The sequence below is a fragment of the Nonomuraea sp. MG754425 genome (assembly GCF_021699195.1).
In the GTDB taxonomy this organism is placed as follows: Bacteria; Actinomycetota; Actinomycetes; order Streptosporangiales; family Streptosporangiaceae; genus Nonomuraea.
Window position 1 is genome coordinate 13761 of the sequence record NZ_SSXE01000122.1, and the last position, 15779, is coordinate 29539.

15 protein-coding genes are annotated in these 15779 nt (G+C 73.0%); 6 read left to right on the forward strand and 9 right to left on the reverse strand.

The annotated features are described in order from the left end of the window. Window positions 1-17: 17 nt before the first annotated feature. The gene (locus tag FAF44_RS34465) at window positions 18-932 is read right to left on the reverse strand and encodes a TauD/TfdA family dioxygenase (RefSeq protein ID WP_237107526.1); all 915 of its coding nucleotides are present in this window, start codon (window positions 930-932) and stop codon (window positions 18-20) included. Window positions 933-1251: 319 nt separating this feature from the next. After that, entirely contained in the window at window positions 1252-1881 is a 630-nt protein-coding gene (locus FAF44_RS34470; RefSeq protein ID WP_237107527.1) for a TetR/AcrR family transcriptional regulator, read from the reverse strand. A gap of 95 nt (window positions 1882-1976) precedes the next feature. Between FAF44_RS34470 and FAF44_RS34475 the strand changes: the two genes are divergently transcribed. Both FAF44_RS34475 and FAF44_RS34480 read left to right on the forward strand, forming a co-directional pair. Then, complete coding sequence (locus FAF44_RS34475) at window positions 1977-2675, forward strand: alpha/beta fold hydrolase (RefSeq protein WP_237107528.1); 699 nt, start codon at window positions 1977-1979, stop codon at window positions 2673-2675. A 174-nt stretch (window positions 2676-2849) separates the two neighbouring features. Next, window positions 2850-3980: a hypothetical protein gene (locus FAF44_RS34480; RefSeq protein WP_237107529.1), complete on the forward strand. Its 1131-nt coding sequence runs from the start codon at window positions 2850-2852 to the stop codon at window positions 3978-3980. 20 nt (window positions 3981-4000) lie between these two features. Here the strand turns inward: FAF44_RS34480 and FAF44_RS34485 are convergent, their stop codons facing one another. The 5 genes from FAF44_RS34485 to FAF44_RS34505 all read right to left on the reverse strand — a co-directional run bounded on the left by FAF44_RS34485 (window position 4001) and on the right by FAF44_RS34505 (window position 10500). Then, window positions 4001-4741: an alpha/beta fold hydrolase gene (locus FAF44_RS34485; RefSeq protein WP_237107530.1), complete on the reverse strand. Its 741-nt coding sequence runs from the start codon at window positions 4739-4741 to the stop codon at window positions 4001-4003. A 385-nt stretch (window positions 4742-5126) separates the two neighbouring features. Then, window positions 5127-7136, reverse strand: a complete 2010-nt coding sequence (locus FAF44_RS34490; protein WP_237107531.1) for an endo-1,3-alpha-glucanase family glycosylhydrolase — start codon at window positions 7134-7136, stop codon at window positions 5127-5129. Between the two features lie 195 nt (window positions 7137-7331). Beyond that, entirely contained in the window at window positions 7332-8726 is a 1395-nt protein-coding gene (locus FAF44_RS34495; protein ID WP_237107532.1) for an ABC transporter substrate-binding protein, read from the reverse strand. 26 nt (window positions 8727-8752) lie between these two features. Next, window positions 8753-9598: a carbohydrate ABC transporter permease gene (locus tag FAF44_RS34500; protein WP_237107533.1), complete on the reverse strand. Its 846-nt coding sequence runs from the start codon at window positions 9596-9598 to the stop codon at window positions 8753-8755. Further along, entirely contained in the window at window positions 9595-10500 is a 906-nt protein-coding gene (locus tag FAF44_RS34505; protein ID WP_237107534.1) for a carbohydrate ABC transporter permease, read from the reverse strand. The genes FAF44_RS34500 and FAF44_RS34505 overlap by 4 nt, the downstream gene beginning before the upstream one ends. Before the next feature lie 286 nt (window positions 10501-10786). On the opposite strand from FAF44_RS34505, the gene FAF44_RS34510 reads away from it, so the two are divergent. From FAF44_RS34510 to FAF44_RS34525, 4 genes are read left to right on the forward strand one after another with little or no spacing between them, the layout of a single operon-like run. Further along, window positions 10787-10918: a lasso RiPP family leader peptide-containing protein gene (locus FAF44_RS34510; RefSeq protein ID WP_237107535.1), complete on the forward strand. Its 132-nt coding sequence runs from the start codon at window positions 10787-10789 to the stop codon at window positions 10916-10918. 2 nt (window positions 10919-10920) lie between these two features. Then, window positions 10921-12771: an asparagine synthase-related protein gene (locus tag FAF44_RS34515; protein WP_237107536.1), complete on the forward strand. Its 1851-nt coding sequence runs from the start codon at window positions 10921-10923 to the stop codon at window positions 12769-12771. After that, entirely contained in the window at window positions 12749-13021 is a 273-nt protein-coding gene (locus FAF44_RS34520; protein ID WP_237107537.1) for a lasso peptide biosynthesis PqqD family chaperone, read from the forward strand. Before FAF44_RS34515 ends, FAF44_RS34520 begins: the two co-directional genes overlap by 23 nt. Beyond that, window positions 13018-13431 carry a lasso peptide biosynthesis B2 protein gene (locus FAF44_RS34525; RefSeq protein WP_237107538.1) on the forward strand — a complete coding sequence of 138 codons (414 nt, stop codon included), beginning with the start codon at window positions 13018-13020 and terminating at the stop codon, window positions 13429-13431. Before FAF44_RS34520 ends, FAF44_RS34525 begins: the two co-directional genes overlap by 4 nt. Before the next feature lie 3 nt (window positions 13432-13434). On the opposite strand, the gene FAF44_RS34530 is transcribed toward FAF44_RS34525, so the two are convergent. Together FAF44_RS34530 and FAF44_RS34535 are read right to left on the reverse strand one after the other, a co-directional pair. Beyond that, window positions 13435-14469, reverse strand: coding sequence for a ferritin-like protein (locus FAF44_RS34530; RefSeq protein ID WP_237107539.1), 1035 nt, complete (start codon window positions 14467-14469; stop codon window positions 13435-13437). Beyond that, window positions 14463-15779, reverse strand: a 1317-nt coding sequence (locus FAF44_RS34535; RefSeq protein WP_272895408.1) for a hypothetical protein, incomplete at its 5' end; no start/stop codon positions are given. The genes FAF44_RS34535 and FAF44_RS34530, both read right to left, overlap by 7 nt.

Sequence of the window (15779 nt, forward strand, 5' to 3'; positions counted from 1 at the left end):
CGACGAAGGCGGGCCGGTCAGCTCAGCACCGGGCCGTCCCACGGCCGGCACGGCCGCGAACGGCGTAGGTCGACCTGCACGTAGACGCGCTGCAACCACCGGTCGCCGCCGTCGAAGCGGGGCCGGTAGGCCGTCCTGCCGTGCGCGGCGGCCCGGTTGTCGACGATCACCACGTCCCCGGCCGCCAGGGAGACGCTCGCCGCGCACTCGTCCAGCACGGCCAGCAGGGCGCGCAGCGCCGCCCGGCCCCTGGCGGTCAGCGCGCGGGTGGCCGTGGAGTCCACCCGCAGGTCGGGGTCGTCCGCGGCCCCGGACAGCACCGCGTGCGGCGTCACCGGCGGCGCGCTCCCCGCGAACGACGGCGGCGCGACCGTGACGAACTGCGGCTCGCGCAGTTCGGCCAGGTCCGCGCCGGACAGCTTGGCCACCGCCGCGTCCTTGTGCGCGATCCTGAAGTCCGCCCGCCCTTCGGGGTCCGGCCGCAGGCAGTGCAGCACGACGTAGTCCGGGCGGTGCTCGTGGAAGGCGTTCTCCGTGTGCAGCAGCAGCCGCGCGCAGCCCGCGTTGCTCTGGCTGTCCTCCAGGCCGCGCACCGGCACCACGTCGTGCACCAGCGCACCCTGCTTCTCCGCCCGGAAGCCGACGGGCTCGCCCAGCCCGCACGCGAGCATCAGCAGCAGCGGTGCGGTGCCGGTGGTCAGGCGGCAGCCCGAGTCGCGTTCCATGGGCGTCGGCACCCCGGGCGCGAGCGGCGGGAACAGCCCCCGCACCACCAGGCAGCCGTGCAGGTGCGAGGCCCGGCGGAACCGGCGCACCTCCTTGCGCAGGTCGTCCGGCGTCTCCTCCCACGCGTCCCGCGCCCGCGCGAGCGACGTCTCGTCCTCCAGCGGGATCGGCGGGTGGACGGCCAGCGACCGCCCCAGCGCCGCCATCAGTTCCCGCCGGGACCCCGACGGCGAAGATTCCCTCCAGGCCATCTCCTATTGGACCCTTTTCCCGCGACGGCCCGGCCGAGTTATCGTACGCCGACCGAAACAATGGCATGTGAACATGCGGAACTCACCAGCTCATTATTTGTTTGGTGCGCCGGCAACATATGGCTGCCCCATTGTGGGCGGGTGACGGGCCGCTGTCCAGATAATCATCCGTACTGTTCTGGCCCGCTCCCGGGACGGGTGAATCCGAATGGCCTTTTAAAGCACTTTCGCGCCGACCGAGAACGGCCCGCACCCGGCGGCCGAACGCGGATCGTCACGGACGCCGGCGGGGCCGGGTGGCTCGGTCCGGCGTGCTCCGGGCGCTCCCGGACGCCGCCAGCAGCGTGAGCGCCGCCTGGCGGGCGTGCTCGCCCACCCCGCCCGCGTCGTGCTGCGCGGCCACCACGGTCGCGCCCTCGACCAGCATGAGGAGTTGCCGCCCCAGCACGTCCGGGGCCGCCGCCCCGGCGCGCTCGGCGATGCCGGTCAGGAGTTCGAGGTAGCGGTCGAGGTGGCGGGCGGCGAGGGCGCGCACGGTCTCGTCGTGGTGCTGGGCGGACGCGTTCAGCATCGCGCAGCCGCGGAAGACCGGATCGTCGTACCACCCCTGCAGGGCGTCGAACAGGGCGGTGAGCTGCTCGCGCGGGTCGTCCCCGGCCTGCTCGACGACCTCGGCCAGCCGGCGTGTCACCCGCCGGCTGCGCTCCTGGAGCATGGCCTCCACCAGGCCGTCCTTGGCGCCGAAGTGCCGGTAGAGGGTCTCTTTGGAGATGCCGAGCCGGGCGCACAGCTCGGCGACGCCGACGCCGTCGAGGCCGCGCTCGTAGAGCACGGCGGTGGCCGCTCGGAGGATGGTGGCGCGTGTGCGCGCCGGGTCGATCGTCGAGCCCTTGGGAACCGGCATGCCCAGATGGTACCGGTCGGTACGATCCGCTGCTAGCATCACGGATCGTACCGACCGGTTCGATCTATGCGCCTCCCCCTGCAAGGAGCACCGACATGGCCACCTACGTCCTCGTCCCCGGCATGTGTCACGGCGGCTGGTGTTTCGACGACCTCGCCGGACGCCTGCGCGACCACGGCCACCACGCCCGCCCGCTCACCCTCACCGGCCTCGCCGAACGCGCCCACCTCCTGCACGGCACGGTGAACCTCGACACGCACGTCCAGGACGTGACCGCCGAACTGGAGGCCGCGGACCTCCGCGACGCCGTGCTGGTCGGCCACAGCTACGGCGGCATGGTGATCACGGGCGTCGCCGACCGCCTGCCCGCCCGGGTGGCCGCCCTGGTCTACGTGGACGCCATGGTGCCGCAGGACGGCGACTCCTGCTGGAGCCTGGTCTCCGAACAGGAACGGCAGTGGTACACCGACGTGGTCGAGACCGGCTGCGCGGTGCGACCGCTGCCCTTCTTCGACCCCCGGGCCACCCCCCATCCGCTCGCCTCGCTGATGCAGCCGCTCCGGCTCACCCGAGCCTCCGGGCCCGCCCCGCGCCAGGTCTACGTGTACGCCACCGGCTGGGCAGGCGACTCGCCCTTCACCCCCGTCCACCAGCGGCTGCGCGCCGACCCCGCCTGGGAGACGCACGCCCTGGACGGCGGCCACAACCTCATGCGCGACGCCCCGGAGGACCTGCTGGAGATCCTCCTCGCGACGGCGGAGCGTCCCCACGGCAGCCCGGCCGGACGGCGCTGACCGGGGGCCGTCGGCGGCCCCGGCGGCGGGGGAAAGACGGGCAACGGACGGCTCGTCTTCACCACGCGTTCCGGGACGGGATGTTCAGCGGCCAACCCGGCGCAGATGATGGATCATGCACCCGCCCCGTTCACCGGGCCGCAACCCCGCGGCAGCACGACCGAGAGGAACCTCATGTCCGGACCCTTGTCCCGCCGAGCCCTGCTCGCCGGCCTGCCCGCGCTCGGCCTGTCGGCCGCGCTGCCGGGCACGGCGCACGCCGACCCCACGGCCTTCGCCGCGTTCCGCGTCGTACGCGGCCGGCCGGGAGAGCCGGGCACTCCCGAGATCGTGCTGCCCGCCGGCTACGAGATCGTGCCGGGCGCGAACTACTCCGTCGCCTCGCGGGCGGAGTACTACACCTTCGTCCGGGGCCCGCGCACGCCCGAGGGCATCGAGGTCACCGTCCGCTGGCCGGACACGCGCGTCGAGGCCGTCGTCCACCAGGACACCCGCCTGAGGGTGCGGCACCTGCCGGGCGAGCGGGACGCCTACTCCTTCACGCTGCCGCTCGCGCAGCCGAGTATCGACGCCAACCAGCCGACCCTCCAGGTCTGGAGCCGGCCCGACGTCTCGCCGGGCATGGACTGGCGGATCGAGCACAACGACCCCGACCGCGTGGCCGGCCCGTGGACGACGGTGCCGTGGCCGGCCGGCCCGGTCAGGTCGGTGATCCACCAGCTCGTCGCGGCGCACACCATCCTGCGCGCCGCCGGGCTGGTCGAGGTCGCCGCCGCGAAGGGGCACCGGTTCGTGCTGATGGGCTTCGAGACCAACAACACCCTGCACGCCGACAACCCGCCGCACTGGCACATCTCGTACAACTCCGGGGCCGACTTCAACGCGCCCACGCACAACCCGCACCTCTGGCTCGACTCCGCCGGCCGCAACTTCTACAACGGCATGGACGTCACCGGCCTGGGCCGGCTGAAGTACTACGTGGGCGACCCCGCGCCGCTGTACGACTTCGTGGGCGACGCGAACGGCGGGCGCGGCGACCTCGTCGTCACCCTCACCCTCCGCGCGGACGGCGGCATCGACTTCACCCCGCCGCAGGGCCCCGGGTACGCGATCGCGGCCGGGCGGAACGGCGACCTCGTCGAGGAGGTCACCGTGCTGCGTGACGGCGAGCCGTGGCTGCGCGTCGAGACCGACGACCGCGTCCGCCACGGCCTGCTCGTCGTCCGGGTCACGGGGCTGCGCGACCGCACCGAGTCGCGCACGCGCGTCCACCGCTACGACCGGCTCACCGGCGTGCTGCGGTAGGCCGACCGCCCCGGGCGGGTTCAGCGGGTGAGCCAGTCCCCGACGCGCGTGTTGAACCAGTCGGGGTACTGCAGCGGCAGCCCGTGACCCGCGTCCGGGTGGACGACCAGCTCGCTGCCGGCGTGGTCGTGGCCGAGCTGCCGCATTCCGTCCCGCAGCGTCCGGGGTTCCTTGCCGCCGGCCAGGAGCAGGACGGGGCCGGGGAACTTCCGCCACGCGGGCGGGGTGCGGAAGGCGGAGTTGGCCCGGGTCAGCGCGAGCAGGCTGTCCTTGGGCAGCGCCTTCGAGGTGCGCAGGTAGTCGTCGAGGAGGTCGTCCGGGATGAACAGCGCCTTGGCCTGGAGCCGGGCGAACCACGCCTGGCGGGCGAGCGGCGCGGCGAGCCCGACGAGCCGGTCGCTCAGCCCCGCCATCGGGACGCCCGTCGTCAGCGCGCTGACGACGACGACCCGGGTGACCAGCTCGGGATGGGTGGCGGCCAGCTCGACGGCGATCTGGCCGCCCAGCGAGAAGCCCGCCACGGTGACGTCCGTGCCCTCGGGGAGCCGGGCCAGGTGCGCGGCGAGCTCGGCGACGACCGCCGAGCTCGTCGTGTAGGCCGCCTCGTGGCTGCGGTCGTGCCCGGGGAGATCGGGCACGAGCAGGCGGTGGCTCGCCGCGAAGTGGCCGATCTGCGCTTGCCACATCCAGCCGGCGACGCCGCCACCGTGGATGAGCAGCAGGACGGGGCCGGCGGCGTTCCCGGCTTCACGCAGGTACAAGGGGGATCGTCCTCTCCGAGGCCGAGGGCGGTCGTGACCGTGGGTGCGGACGTGCCAGCCTACCGGTCGCGATCAAGCTCCCCGAGACGGCCCCAGCGGTTCGGGCCGCGCGGCCGGGCGGAAGGGTGGCCGCCGGGGAAAGGCGCGGCGTTCTCGGGGAGTGGGCTGCCGGAGAGGTGCGGGCCGCCGGGTGGGAGAGGTGGCCGCCGGGCGGACGGCGTGGTGCCGTTCGCCCGGCGGCCGCACCGGCGGAGGGTGGCAGCGACGCCGGGGCGCGAGCCCGCGGGCAGGAGCCCACAGGCCCGGTCGCGGCCGGGGGAGGAAGGGCGCGCGACCGGTTTCTCCACCACCGGCGCACACCCTCCGCCGGAAGGGGTGGGAGCGCTCAGCCGGAGCAGGCGGTGCCGCCACCGGCGTGGTAGATCATGTCCTGGTAGGTGACGCTCGCCCTGATCGGCGTCGCGCTCCGCAGGGTCTGCACCGTGCCGCCGGCCCGCTGCAGCTCGAAGACCGGCGTGGTCCCCGGCACCATCGGCACCTTGAACGACACGACCCCGGCCTGCGTCACCTCCTTGGTCTTCACGTCGGAGCCCTGGGTGATCACCAGCTTGCCCGGCCCCGTCGCGAACGCCAGCAGCTCGACGTCGTCGGTCGCCCCGGGACCGGCCGGGATGGTGAACTTCCCGGCGGTCTGCTTGCTCGTGTCGTAGGGCGCGTTCGACTTGTGGCTGCGGTGGAAGTAGTAGAGCGCGTCACGCACGATCCGCGGCGCCGCGCCCGTCTTGAACCACGTCGTGTAGTACGTGTTCACGTCGGCCAGCACGGTGCCGCGCACCTTCGACGGGGCCTGCTGGCTCTCGCCGTAGTCGTTCCAGGTGACGAGCTGCGCCCAGTCGGCGTCGCCGTCGATGGCAGACGCCCACGAGTCGCGCAGCGTCCTGCTGTTCTGCGCCTCCCAGAAGTGCAGCTCCTTGGCCCTGGTGTCCTCGAAGCCGATCGGCGCCATGTACAGGCGCTGACGGTCGTGCGCGACCTTGGCGGCGTCCTTGAACCTCGGGGTGACCTCGGGCCGGTTGGCGCCCCAGGAGCCGAGCCCGATGGCCTGCTCGGTCCACTCCGCCTTGCCGGTGCCGTTCCAGTAGCTGAACATCGCCATCAGCGACGTCTTCATGCCCTTGGTCGCCAGCGTGTCCCGCGCGGTCTTCCACCACGCCGGCGGCTGGCGCTCGATCGTGTACGGCGCGAGCAGCACCGTGCCGTCCGGCATCGTGAACAGCGACGGGTGCCCCTTGACGAGCAGGATGTCCGAGATCATCTTGTCGGGCGAGGCCCCGGCGGTCGTCGGGAAGTCGGGGCTGAGAATGATCTTGAAGGCCGGGTCGACGTTCTTGGCGGCCGCCAGCAGCTTGGGGAGCTGATTCCAGCGCCGGTCGCTCGACGTGTGGTGCTCGTAGATGAACCCGTCGAGCCCCTGCGCGATGGCCTGGCGGACCTCGGTCTCGAAGTCGGGCGTGACCCAGTCGGACTCGGGCCGCACCGGGCGGGTCAGCGGACGGTCCCGCAGGTAGCCGCCCCGGTCCTGGTAGAGGCCGTTGGAGCCGGCCGGGTCGAGCCAGGAGGCGTACTGGTCCTTGGCCGGGTCCTTGTTGTCGATCGAGACCGGGAACGGCGGGAAGTAGAAGCCGAACGCCTTCTTGGCCGAGGCGCGCAACGCCGCCGTCGAAGGCTTGTCGAAGGGCAGCCTGCCGCAGGGCACCGCGCCCGCGGTGTAGGTGATCGTGAGCTTGGGGCCGCGCTCGCCGGTCTCCCGCGAGGAGAACAGCACCGTCGTCGTGGCGTCGGACTGCGTGAGCGCGAAGGCGTACGTGCCGTCGCCGGTGACCGCCGAGGAGACGTCGAGCCTGACCGGCTTGCCGGAGGTGAAGCCGGAGTGCGTGGCGACCTGCGCCCCCGTCTCGGGACGGGTCTTCCAGGTGCTCTCGGCCTCGGTCCAGGCGCCGGTCACCGTGCGGGCGGACAGCGTGGTCTCGGTCGTCCTGGCGGAGGTCAGCTCAAGGGCGGCCGTGACGTTCTGGGCGGTGGCCGGGACGCCGGAGACCTTGAACCGGGCGAGCGCGATCCGCTGCCCGGCGGCCGACTCGCCGCAGGTGGTCCCGCACACGGACAGCCACGTGGCGGTGGCGAAGCTCTTGGCGGGCTCGGCCTGGCTGACGAACACGTCCTCCGAGGCGGGGACGGTCACCGTGACCGGCGCCGCGGACCGGGCGGCGGACGCCGCGGCGGCCGCTCCCGTGCATAACGCGCCGGATGACGGCGCCGCCGCGCCGGTCGTCCCGGCGGAGACCGCCAGCACGAGCAGCGCGACCAGGCCCACCCTGGTGCGATGGGGGAACATTGCCCTCCTCTGAGATCCATTACCGAAGATCACGACAAGCTACTGCGCCGGGAAGGGCGCGGGAGTGACTTTCCGAAATGGAACGCGTCAAGGGCCCGAAAATGACGTCAGGTCAGTGAACGGCTACGTTGAGCTGGGAAAACGAGCGGCCGGAGCCCTCCCGCGACCGGCCGCGGGAGGGCGTCCGACCGGACGTCACTGCCCCACGTTGGCGTTGTACTTCTGGATCGGCGACTGCAGGGTGGCGGCGGCGTTCTGCATCGCCTGTTCGGCCGGCATCCTGGGCTCCTGCCCGGCCCCGGCGGGCACCGCCTGCTCCAGCCCGACCTCGGCCCCCTTCCTGGCCTCGGGCATGACGCCGAGCAGGCAGCCCGAGGTGGCCGGCGACGGCTGCTGGGCGCGCAACTGCGTCACCGCGACCTGGAAGTTGGGGTCGTCGTTCGACTTGGCCTGCGGGTTGACCGGGACGTACCCGGTCGCCGCGTGCCACTTCGCCTGCTGCTCAGGGGTGTTGGCGAACTTCACGAACTCCCAGGCGGCCCGCTTCTCGGCGTCGGTGTGCCCGGCCGCGTTGATCCACAGGGACGCGCCGCCGATGATCGTGCCGCCGCCCGAGGACGCCGACGGCTTCGGGAACGGCGCGGTGCGCAGCTCGAACTTGTCCTTCGCGGCCGCGGTGTACCCGCCGAGCGCGGACGTCGACTCCAGGTGCAGCGCGATCGTCCCGGTCTTGAAGGCGTTCTGCGCCTGGTCGGTGGGCCGGCCGGTGTTGGTGGCGTAGCCCTGCTTGACCAGGTCGCCCAGCCACTGCGCGAACTTGGGGCCCGCGCCGGTGCCGAAGTTCACCTTGGTCGCCAGGCCGTTCCTGCCGTTGCCGTTGTCGCAGTACTCGGCGTTGTCCTGGGCGGTGAGCTGCTCGACGAACCAGCCGTAGAGCGCGGCGTTGAAGCCGAACTGTGTGACCGTCCCGCCGTCCTTGACGGTGAGCTTCTTCGCCCACTCGCCGATCTCGTCGAGCGTGGCCGGCGGCTTGTCCGGGTCCAGCCCGGCCTTCCTGACCGCGTCCGCGTTCATGTACAGCAGCGGCGCGGAGGAGTTGAACGGCATCGACCAGAGCTTGCCCTTGATCGTGTAGTAGCTGGCGATGTTGGGCTCGATGTTCGCGCTCTGGTCGAACTTGTCCTGCTCGATGAACTTGTACATCGGCACGACCTGCTGCGCGTCGTACATGAACCGCGAGCCGATGTCGTAGATCTGCACCAGCGGAGGAGTGGCCTCCTGCTGGATGGCCTGCTTGTAGGCGACCACCATCTGGTCGTAGTCGCCCTTGAAGACCGGCTTCACGGTGATCTTGTCGTTCACCTTCCTGAAGTCGTCCGCCAGGGCCTTGACGGCGAGCTCGTTCTTCTCCTTCATCGAGTGCCAGAACTCGATCGTGACCGGTTCGGTGATCGCGTCCGCGCCGGGCGCGGTGGCGTCCTGGCCGCCCACGTCGGAGCCGCCGTCGCCGCCGCAGCCCGTCAGGGCGAGCGACAGCGCCGCCGCGACGGCCAGCCCACCGCGCGTACGCCGGGATCGAGGTAGTGCCATCTGGGGAACTCCGTTCTTGTTCACGATCACTTCACCGCGCCTGAGGTGAGCCCGCGGATGATGAAGCGCTGCCCGAACACGACGAGCGCGAGGGTGGGCAGCAGCGCGAGGGTGACGCCGGCCAGGATCAGCGTGGGGCTGGACGACTCGGCGTCGTTCAGCATGGACACGCCGATCTGCAGCGTCTTGTACTGGTCGTCGTTGCCGAGGATCAGCGGCCAGAAGTACTGGTTCCACGTGGTCATGAACACGTAGACGCCGACCGCGGCGATGGCCGGCTTCGACAGGGGGAGCAGGATGCGCCACAGGAAACGCAGGTGGCCGCAGCCGTCCATCACGGCGGCGTCGCGCACCTCCAGCGGGAACTGCAGGAACGACTGCCGCAGCAGGAACGTGCCGAACGCGTGGGCCAGGAAGGGCAGTGTCAGCCCGAGGTAGGTGAGCGGCCCCTTGGTCAGCCCCAGGTCCGAGATCAGCAGGTAGTTCGGCAGGATGATCGCTTCCCACGGCACCATGAGCGTCACCATGAACAGCCCGAACATCGCCGTCTTGGCCCACATCCGCAGGAACGCGAACGCGTACGCGGCCAGGACGCTCGACGCGAGCTGGCAGACGGTGACGATCCCCGTCTGGATCGCCGAGTTGAGGTACTGCCGGGCCAGCGGGATCGTCTCCATGGCCGAGGAGTAGTTGCCCAGGTCGATCGCCGTCGGAACCAGATTCGGCGGGTAGCTGGCCAGGTCGCCCGGCGTCATGATGCCGCCGACGAACGCGTAGTAGAGCGGGAATAGCACCGGGAGCGCGCACACGACGAGCACGAGATAGACGACGGCCTTGCTCACGGCGGAGGATGCGGTGGAGGGTGCGCTCATCGGTAGTGGACTCTCCTTTCCAGCACGCCGAACTGGATGCCGGTGCACACCAGCACGACCACCAGGAGCACGATCGCCGCGGCGCTGGCGGTGCCGAAGTCCGAGGACCCGTAGCTGAACGCCTTCTCGTAGATCCAGTAGACGAGCGTGGACGTGGCCCCGTCGGGCCCGCCCTTGGTGAGGATGTGGATCTGCCCGAAGCTCTGCAGCGCGTGGATCGTGGAGATCACGATGAGGAAGAAGAGCTGCGGCGACAACATCGGGACGGTGATCCGGCCGTGCAACCGCCACCCCGTCGCGCCGTCCAGCCTGGCCGCCTCCACCACCTCGACGGGGATCGCGCCGACCCCGGCCGACAACACCAGGACGTTGTAGCCGAGCGTCATCCAGACCGTGGTGATCGAGATCGAGATCAGCGCCAGGTCGGGTTCGGTGAGCCAGCCGATCCGGTCAACGCCGAGATGGCTCAGGACGCCGTTGGCCATGCCCACGGCCGGGTTGTAGATGAGGGCGAAGATCACCGACGCGGTCGCCACGGAGAACGCGAACGGCAGCGCGAACACCGTGCGGAACATCCGCTGCCCGCGGATCCGCGACTCCAGCAGCAGGACGACCGCGAGCCCGCCGACCACCCCCGGCACCACCGTGAAGAGCACGAAGAGCGCGGTCGTGCCGAGCGCCTTGAAGAAGCCCGGGTCGCCGAACATGGCGGCGAAGTTGTCCAGCCCGACGAACTTGTTGGCCCGGCCGATGATGTCGGTCCCCATCGTGGACAGGTAGAACGTCCGGCCCAGCGGATAGAAGACGAAGATCGTGAAGATGATCAGTGAGGGTGCCAGAAAGAGCAGCGACAACCGGTGCTCGCCCGTCGGTCCCCGTCGCCTGATGGTGCGAGCACGCATCGTCGCACAGTCCTGCTTTCGTTAATCTCCCGTTCACAATCATGCTCGCTGGATTCTGCCCATTCGGGCGCTGATCCGGTAGCCCCGCCCGGCGGGCGCACAACGAACGTTCGCGGAACGTTATGCGGAAGATCGTCGGCCTGAGCCCGTGATCAACGCGGCCACTCGACATGGATGCGCACTGTATCCGCACGGACACTTAACGTGCTCGGCGGCCGGGCGATATGACAGGCCCAGCAGGCGGAACCCGCGACCGGGTCCGCCGATCGGAGAAGGGACCCTCCTCATGCACAACCAGCTCACCCAGCCGGCCGAGTGCTACGAGCCGCCCGTCGTCCAGGAGATCGGCGACTTCGCCGACCACACGCTGGGCGGCCAGAACCGCGCCGGCGAGGGCATCTGGACCTACTACAACTGAGCATGACCCCCTGCACCGGACGCTGGCTGGCGGTCCTGCCCGACTGCGACCCGGCGTCCGCGGCGGCCGGGCGACTGCTGCCGCGCGCATGCCACCAGGTCACGCACGCCTCCGGGCGTCCGTGGCTGATCGGCTGCTGGCCGGTCGGGAGCGGCATGCGCGTGGTGGTCCGGGGCCGGGACACGGTCGCCGTGTCCGGCCCCTGCGCGGCCGACCTGTCGCGGCTCACCGCGGGTCACGAGCTCGACCGGCTGCTGGACGGGGCGGCCGGCAGCTTCCACGCGCTGGCCAGCCTCGACGGCCGGGTCCGCGCCCGCGGCGACCGCACCGGCGCGCGGCGGCTCTACCGGGCCCGGGTCGGCGGCGTGAGCGTGCTGGCCGATCGCGCGCACGTCCTGGCCTGGCTGGGCGGCGCGGGCGTGGCACCGGCCCACCTGGCAGCCCGCCTGCTGGGCGGCGCCCTGCCCCACCCGCTCGACGACACCCCGATGTGGCAGGACGTGCACCTCGTCCCCCCGGGCCGGGCCGCCCTGCTGGACCACCACGGCCGGTACGCCCTCCAGGAGGCGGACGAGGCCCCGCTCACCGGCGGGCTGCCGCTGGAGGAGGGCGCCGCGCGACTGCGGGAGGCGCTGCTGCGGGCCGTGGCGGCCCGCGTCCGGCCCGGCGAGGTGTGGGGCGCGGACCTGTCCGGCGGGATGGACTCCACCACGCTGTGCTTCCTGGCCGCCCGCGCGGGAGCGCGGCTGGTGACGGCCACCCTGCACTGGCGCGGACCTGACAACGAGGACCACCGCTACGCGGCCCTGGCCGCCGCCCGCCTGCCCGGCCTGACCCCGCTCACCTTCCCGTCCGAACGGCTGCCCGCCATGTGGTCGGGGCTCGGCGAGCGCCGTGACCCGGGCGACGAGCCCGGCCCCACCCTGCGCGACCGGGCGCACCAGGAGCACATCGCCGCCGAACTCGGCCGCCACGCCGCCACCCGCCGGCTGAGCGGGCACGGCGGCGACCACCTGGTCGTGCCGCCCGCCGGATACCTGCGGGCGCTGGCCCGCCGCCGCCCGCTGCTCGCCCTGCGGCACGCGGCGGCCCACCGCGCCCGATGGCGCTGGAGCCTGCCCGGGACCGCGCGCATGCTGCTGCCCGCGCCCGCCTACCCCGCCTGGCTCCGCACCCAGGCCGACCGGCTGCGCGCCGCCACCCACGACGACCTCACCACACCCGCGCCCGACCCCTGGGGGCCACGGCCGTACCTGCCCGCCTGGGCCGGCCGCCGGGCCGCCGAACTGGTCCGCGACCTGCTGCTCACCGCCGCCGCCGGAGCCGAGCCGCTGGCGGCCGATCCGGGCGGGCACGCCTGGCGGCAGCAGGCCCGCCAGGCGGCGCGCATCGCCGCCCACCTCCGGCAGCTCCACTCCCTCGACGCGCCCTTCTGCGACGACGAGGTCCTCGACGCCTGCCTGAGCGTGCGCGCGCACGACGCGGGCGACGCGTCGTCGTACAAGCCGCTGCTGGCGGAGGCGATGCGCGGCCTGGTCCCGGAGGAGATCCTGCGGCGCACCACCAAGGACGGCTGCGGCCTCGACTGGCACGCCGGGCTGAAGGCCCACCAGCGCGAGCTGGCCGCGTGGGCGGACGACTCCCGGCTGGTCGCCGCCGGCCTGGCCGACCCCGACGAACTGCGCCGCGCCCTGCTCAGCCCCGGCCTGGCCCCCGGAGGTTGCGCCGTGCTGGAGGCGACCCTGGGCGTCGAGGCGTGGCTGCGCGACCTGGAGGCCCACCCCGTACCCGCCGATCTCCGGCAGCACCCCAAGGGCGAGGAGTACCACGATGACGCTACGCCTGCACCCTGACGTGGTCGCCGGTGATACCGACGACGGCCTGGTCCTGCTGCACACCGGCACGGGCCGCTACTTCCAGCTCAACACCACCGCGGGCGCCATCGTCCGGGCGCTGCTCGACGGCATGCCCGCGGGCCGGGTCGCGGACCTGCTCGCGGGCAGCCGCCCCGTCACCGCCGAGCGGGCCGCCGCCGACATCGCCGCCCTGGTCGGCGAGCTGACCCGGGCCCGCCTGCTCACCGGCGCGGGCGAGGGTACGTGAGCCAGGTCCCGATCAGCTCCGCCTTCGAACCGGCCCTGCCCGAACGCATCGCGGGCCGCCTGGCCGTCGCCGTCGCCCGGCTGCTGGCCCGCCGGCCGCCGCGCCGCATCGTGGCCGTGCTCCGCCTGCTGCGTCGCGGTGCCCGGCCGGCCACGTACGAACAGGCGCTGCGGGCGCGTCAGACGGTGACCGCGATCAGCACCCGCTGCGCCGGGTCGTACTGCCTGCCCCGCTCCCTGGCCACCGTCCTGCTGTGCCGGATGCGCGGGACCTGGCCCACCTGGCACACCGGCGTGCGCACCCCGCCCTTCGCCGCCCACGCCTGGGTGGTGGCCGAGGGCCGCCCCGTCGGCGAGGAGGCCGACGTCGCCACCTACCGCCCGCTGCTGACCGTCGCCCCCGACGGGTAGCGCTCACTCGTCGGCGTGCACGGGGAGGAACACCGGCCCGGCGTGCTGCCCGCCTGACGCCACGGGGGTCGCGGCCAGCATCTGACCGGTGAGCTTGAGCTCGAACATGATCCCCATCGCCGCGTCGAGCCGGCCGGGCCGCCCGTCCACGCACCGCTGCAACGCCGCCAGCAGCCGCGTGAACGTCACCCGGAACCGGTGCACCCGCTGCCATGCCTCGGAGTCCCGGTCGAGGTCGGCGACCTGCTGGTTGGGCGTCAGCGGCCACACCCCGTCGGGGTCGAACGGGTAGGGCTCGCCGGTGTAGGAGTAGCCCTCCGGCGCGGACGGGTCGCGGACCAGGCGGCGGCCCCTGGCGATCGCGGCGAAGCGGTAGTAGTGCGCCACGTCCCCGTCGGGGTCCACCGGGGAGCCGGGAGCGCCCTCGCCCTCGGCGACGATGAGGCCGACGGCGCGGGCGGCGTCCGCGGTCGTCCTGATGGGGAAGAGCCGGTCGGCGCCGAACCAGGCGGGCGCGACCACCTGGCGGGCGGGGTCGCCGGGCAGCAGGTCGCAGGGCAGCGCGAGCAGCGCCTCGGCCAGCGTCCGGTAGAACTCGCCGATCGTGGCGAACTCCGGCGGCGCGCCCGCCACCGGGAACGTGAGCGGCTCCTGCGGCTCCTCGATCTGCATGAACACCCGCTCCATCAGCCCCGGGGAGAACGGCTCCAGGCCGACCACGAGATCGTCGCCGATGCCGAGCGGCAGCGGGCCCGGATAGCGCGGCACGAAGCCGTCGGCGTCGAGCGCGGGGCGGTAGCCGAGCGCGTTGAGCAGGTTGCAGCCGATCAGCAGGTGCGACATCTCGTCCACGACGACGTCGTGGATCGCCCACCAGATGTCGCGGTTGCGGCCGGGCTTCAGCGACAACATCGCGGTGAGGTACGGCGGGATGGTGGCGAACTCCAGGCGCACGGCCTCCTGGACGAGCGGGCCGAGCTCCGCCGCGCTGCCCGCCCCGGCCAGCGCCTCGACGGCGGCGCGCGCGACCTTCAGCACGACTCACCCGCTTCGCCGGTCGGGTCTGGCGCGTCCGGGTGACCCGTCACGCCGCCGGAGCCGGTTCGCAGGCCGTGCAGCCAGCGCAGGACCGCCGCCCGTCTGGGCGCGGACAGATCGCGGCTGACCGGCATGTGGTTCGGGTCGGTGATGTCGCGGGACAGCGCCAGCAGCATGGCGGCCCGCCACGGCCGCACCGCGTCGAGGTCGCCGAGGTCCACCAGGTGCTCGCCCATGATCGGGTAGTGCCGGGCGTACGGGGCGAGGATCTCCTGGACGGCCCGCTCCAGGTCGTCGTCCGGCGGCGGCGGGTAGGCGGCCCGTACGTGCGCGGCCACCACGTCCACGTACGGGTCGAGGCCGGACCCGGCGAGGTCGAGCCCGCCGCCGGGGGCCGTGCGCAGGCTGTAGGCGACCCGCTCCACGACCCCGTCGAGACCACGGCGCGGGTTGCCGGGGTCGCCGGCCGTCAGCCGGACCGTGGCCGTGCCGTCGCCGCCGGTCCTGACGCGGGCGGGCACCCCGAGCGCGGGCCGCCCGTCGCCGGCGCGTTCGAGGTGGATCGTCAGCCCGCCGGCCGGACGGCCGTACCGCCGCGCGTACAGCGTGAGGACGGTCGCGGCGCCGGCCTCGACGCGGTGCACGAAGTCGTCGGCCCTGACGTACAGGCCGTCCCGGGTCTCCCGTGAGACGACCCGCGCGCCACCGCCGGGCAGCGGGGACACCAGGGCGAGGGGACGGCGTTCGACGGCGTCGGCCGCGTCCGGGGTGAGCGGGAAGGAGACGATGCCCGCCGGCGGCAGGGACGGCAGCAACTCGGCCGTGCCGACGCACAGCAGGCCGTCGCCGGGCGCGAGCACGTCACCCGCCTGGACGTGCTCATCCGGCAGGACCGCCACGTCGATCCGCCCCGCGCCGGCATGCACCGCGCCGGGCTGAGCGGGGGGCGCGGCGAACGGATAGGCGTTGCCCAGATCGACCACCAACCGCCCCCCATCCACGACAGCCACCGCCCGCCCGAAGCGAATCTCACCGGCCGCGCCGAAGGGAACCTCCCCGGCCGGCCGGGACGGGGCACCGACCGGGTCAAAGGGCACCTCATCGCCCTGGCCGGAGGCGAGAGAACCCTCAGGGCCGGAGGGGACACCGACCGCCGGGCCGGAGAGCGCTTCCCCGGCCAGACCGGAGGGCATCTCGCGGGTCCGGCCGGTGAGGACGTCATCGGCCGGGCGGGAGGGCGCTTCCCCGGCCAGACCGGAGGGCCGCTCACCGGTCAGGCCGGAGGGGGCATCACCGGCCGGACCCGCGAG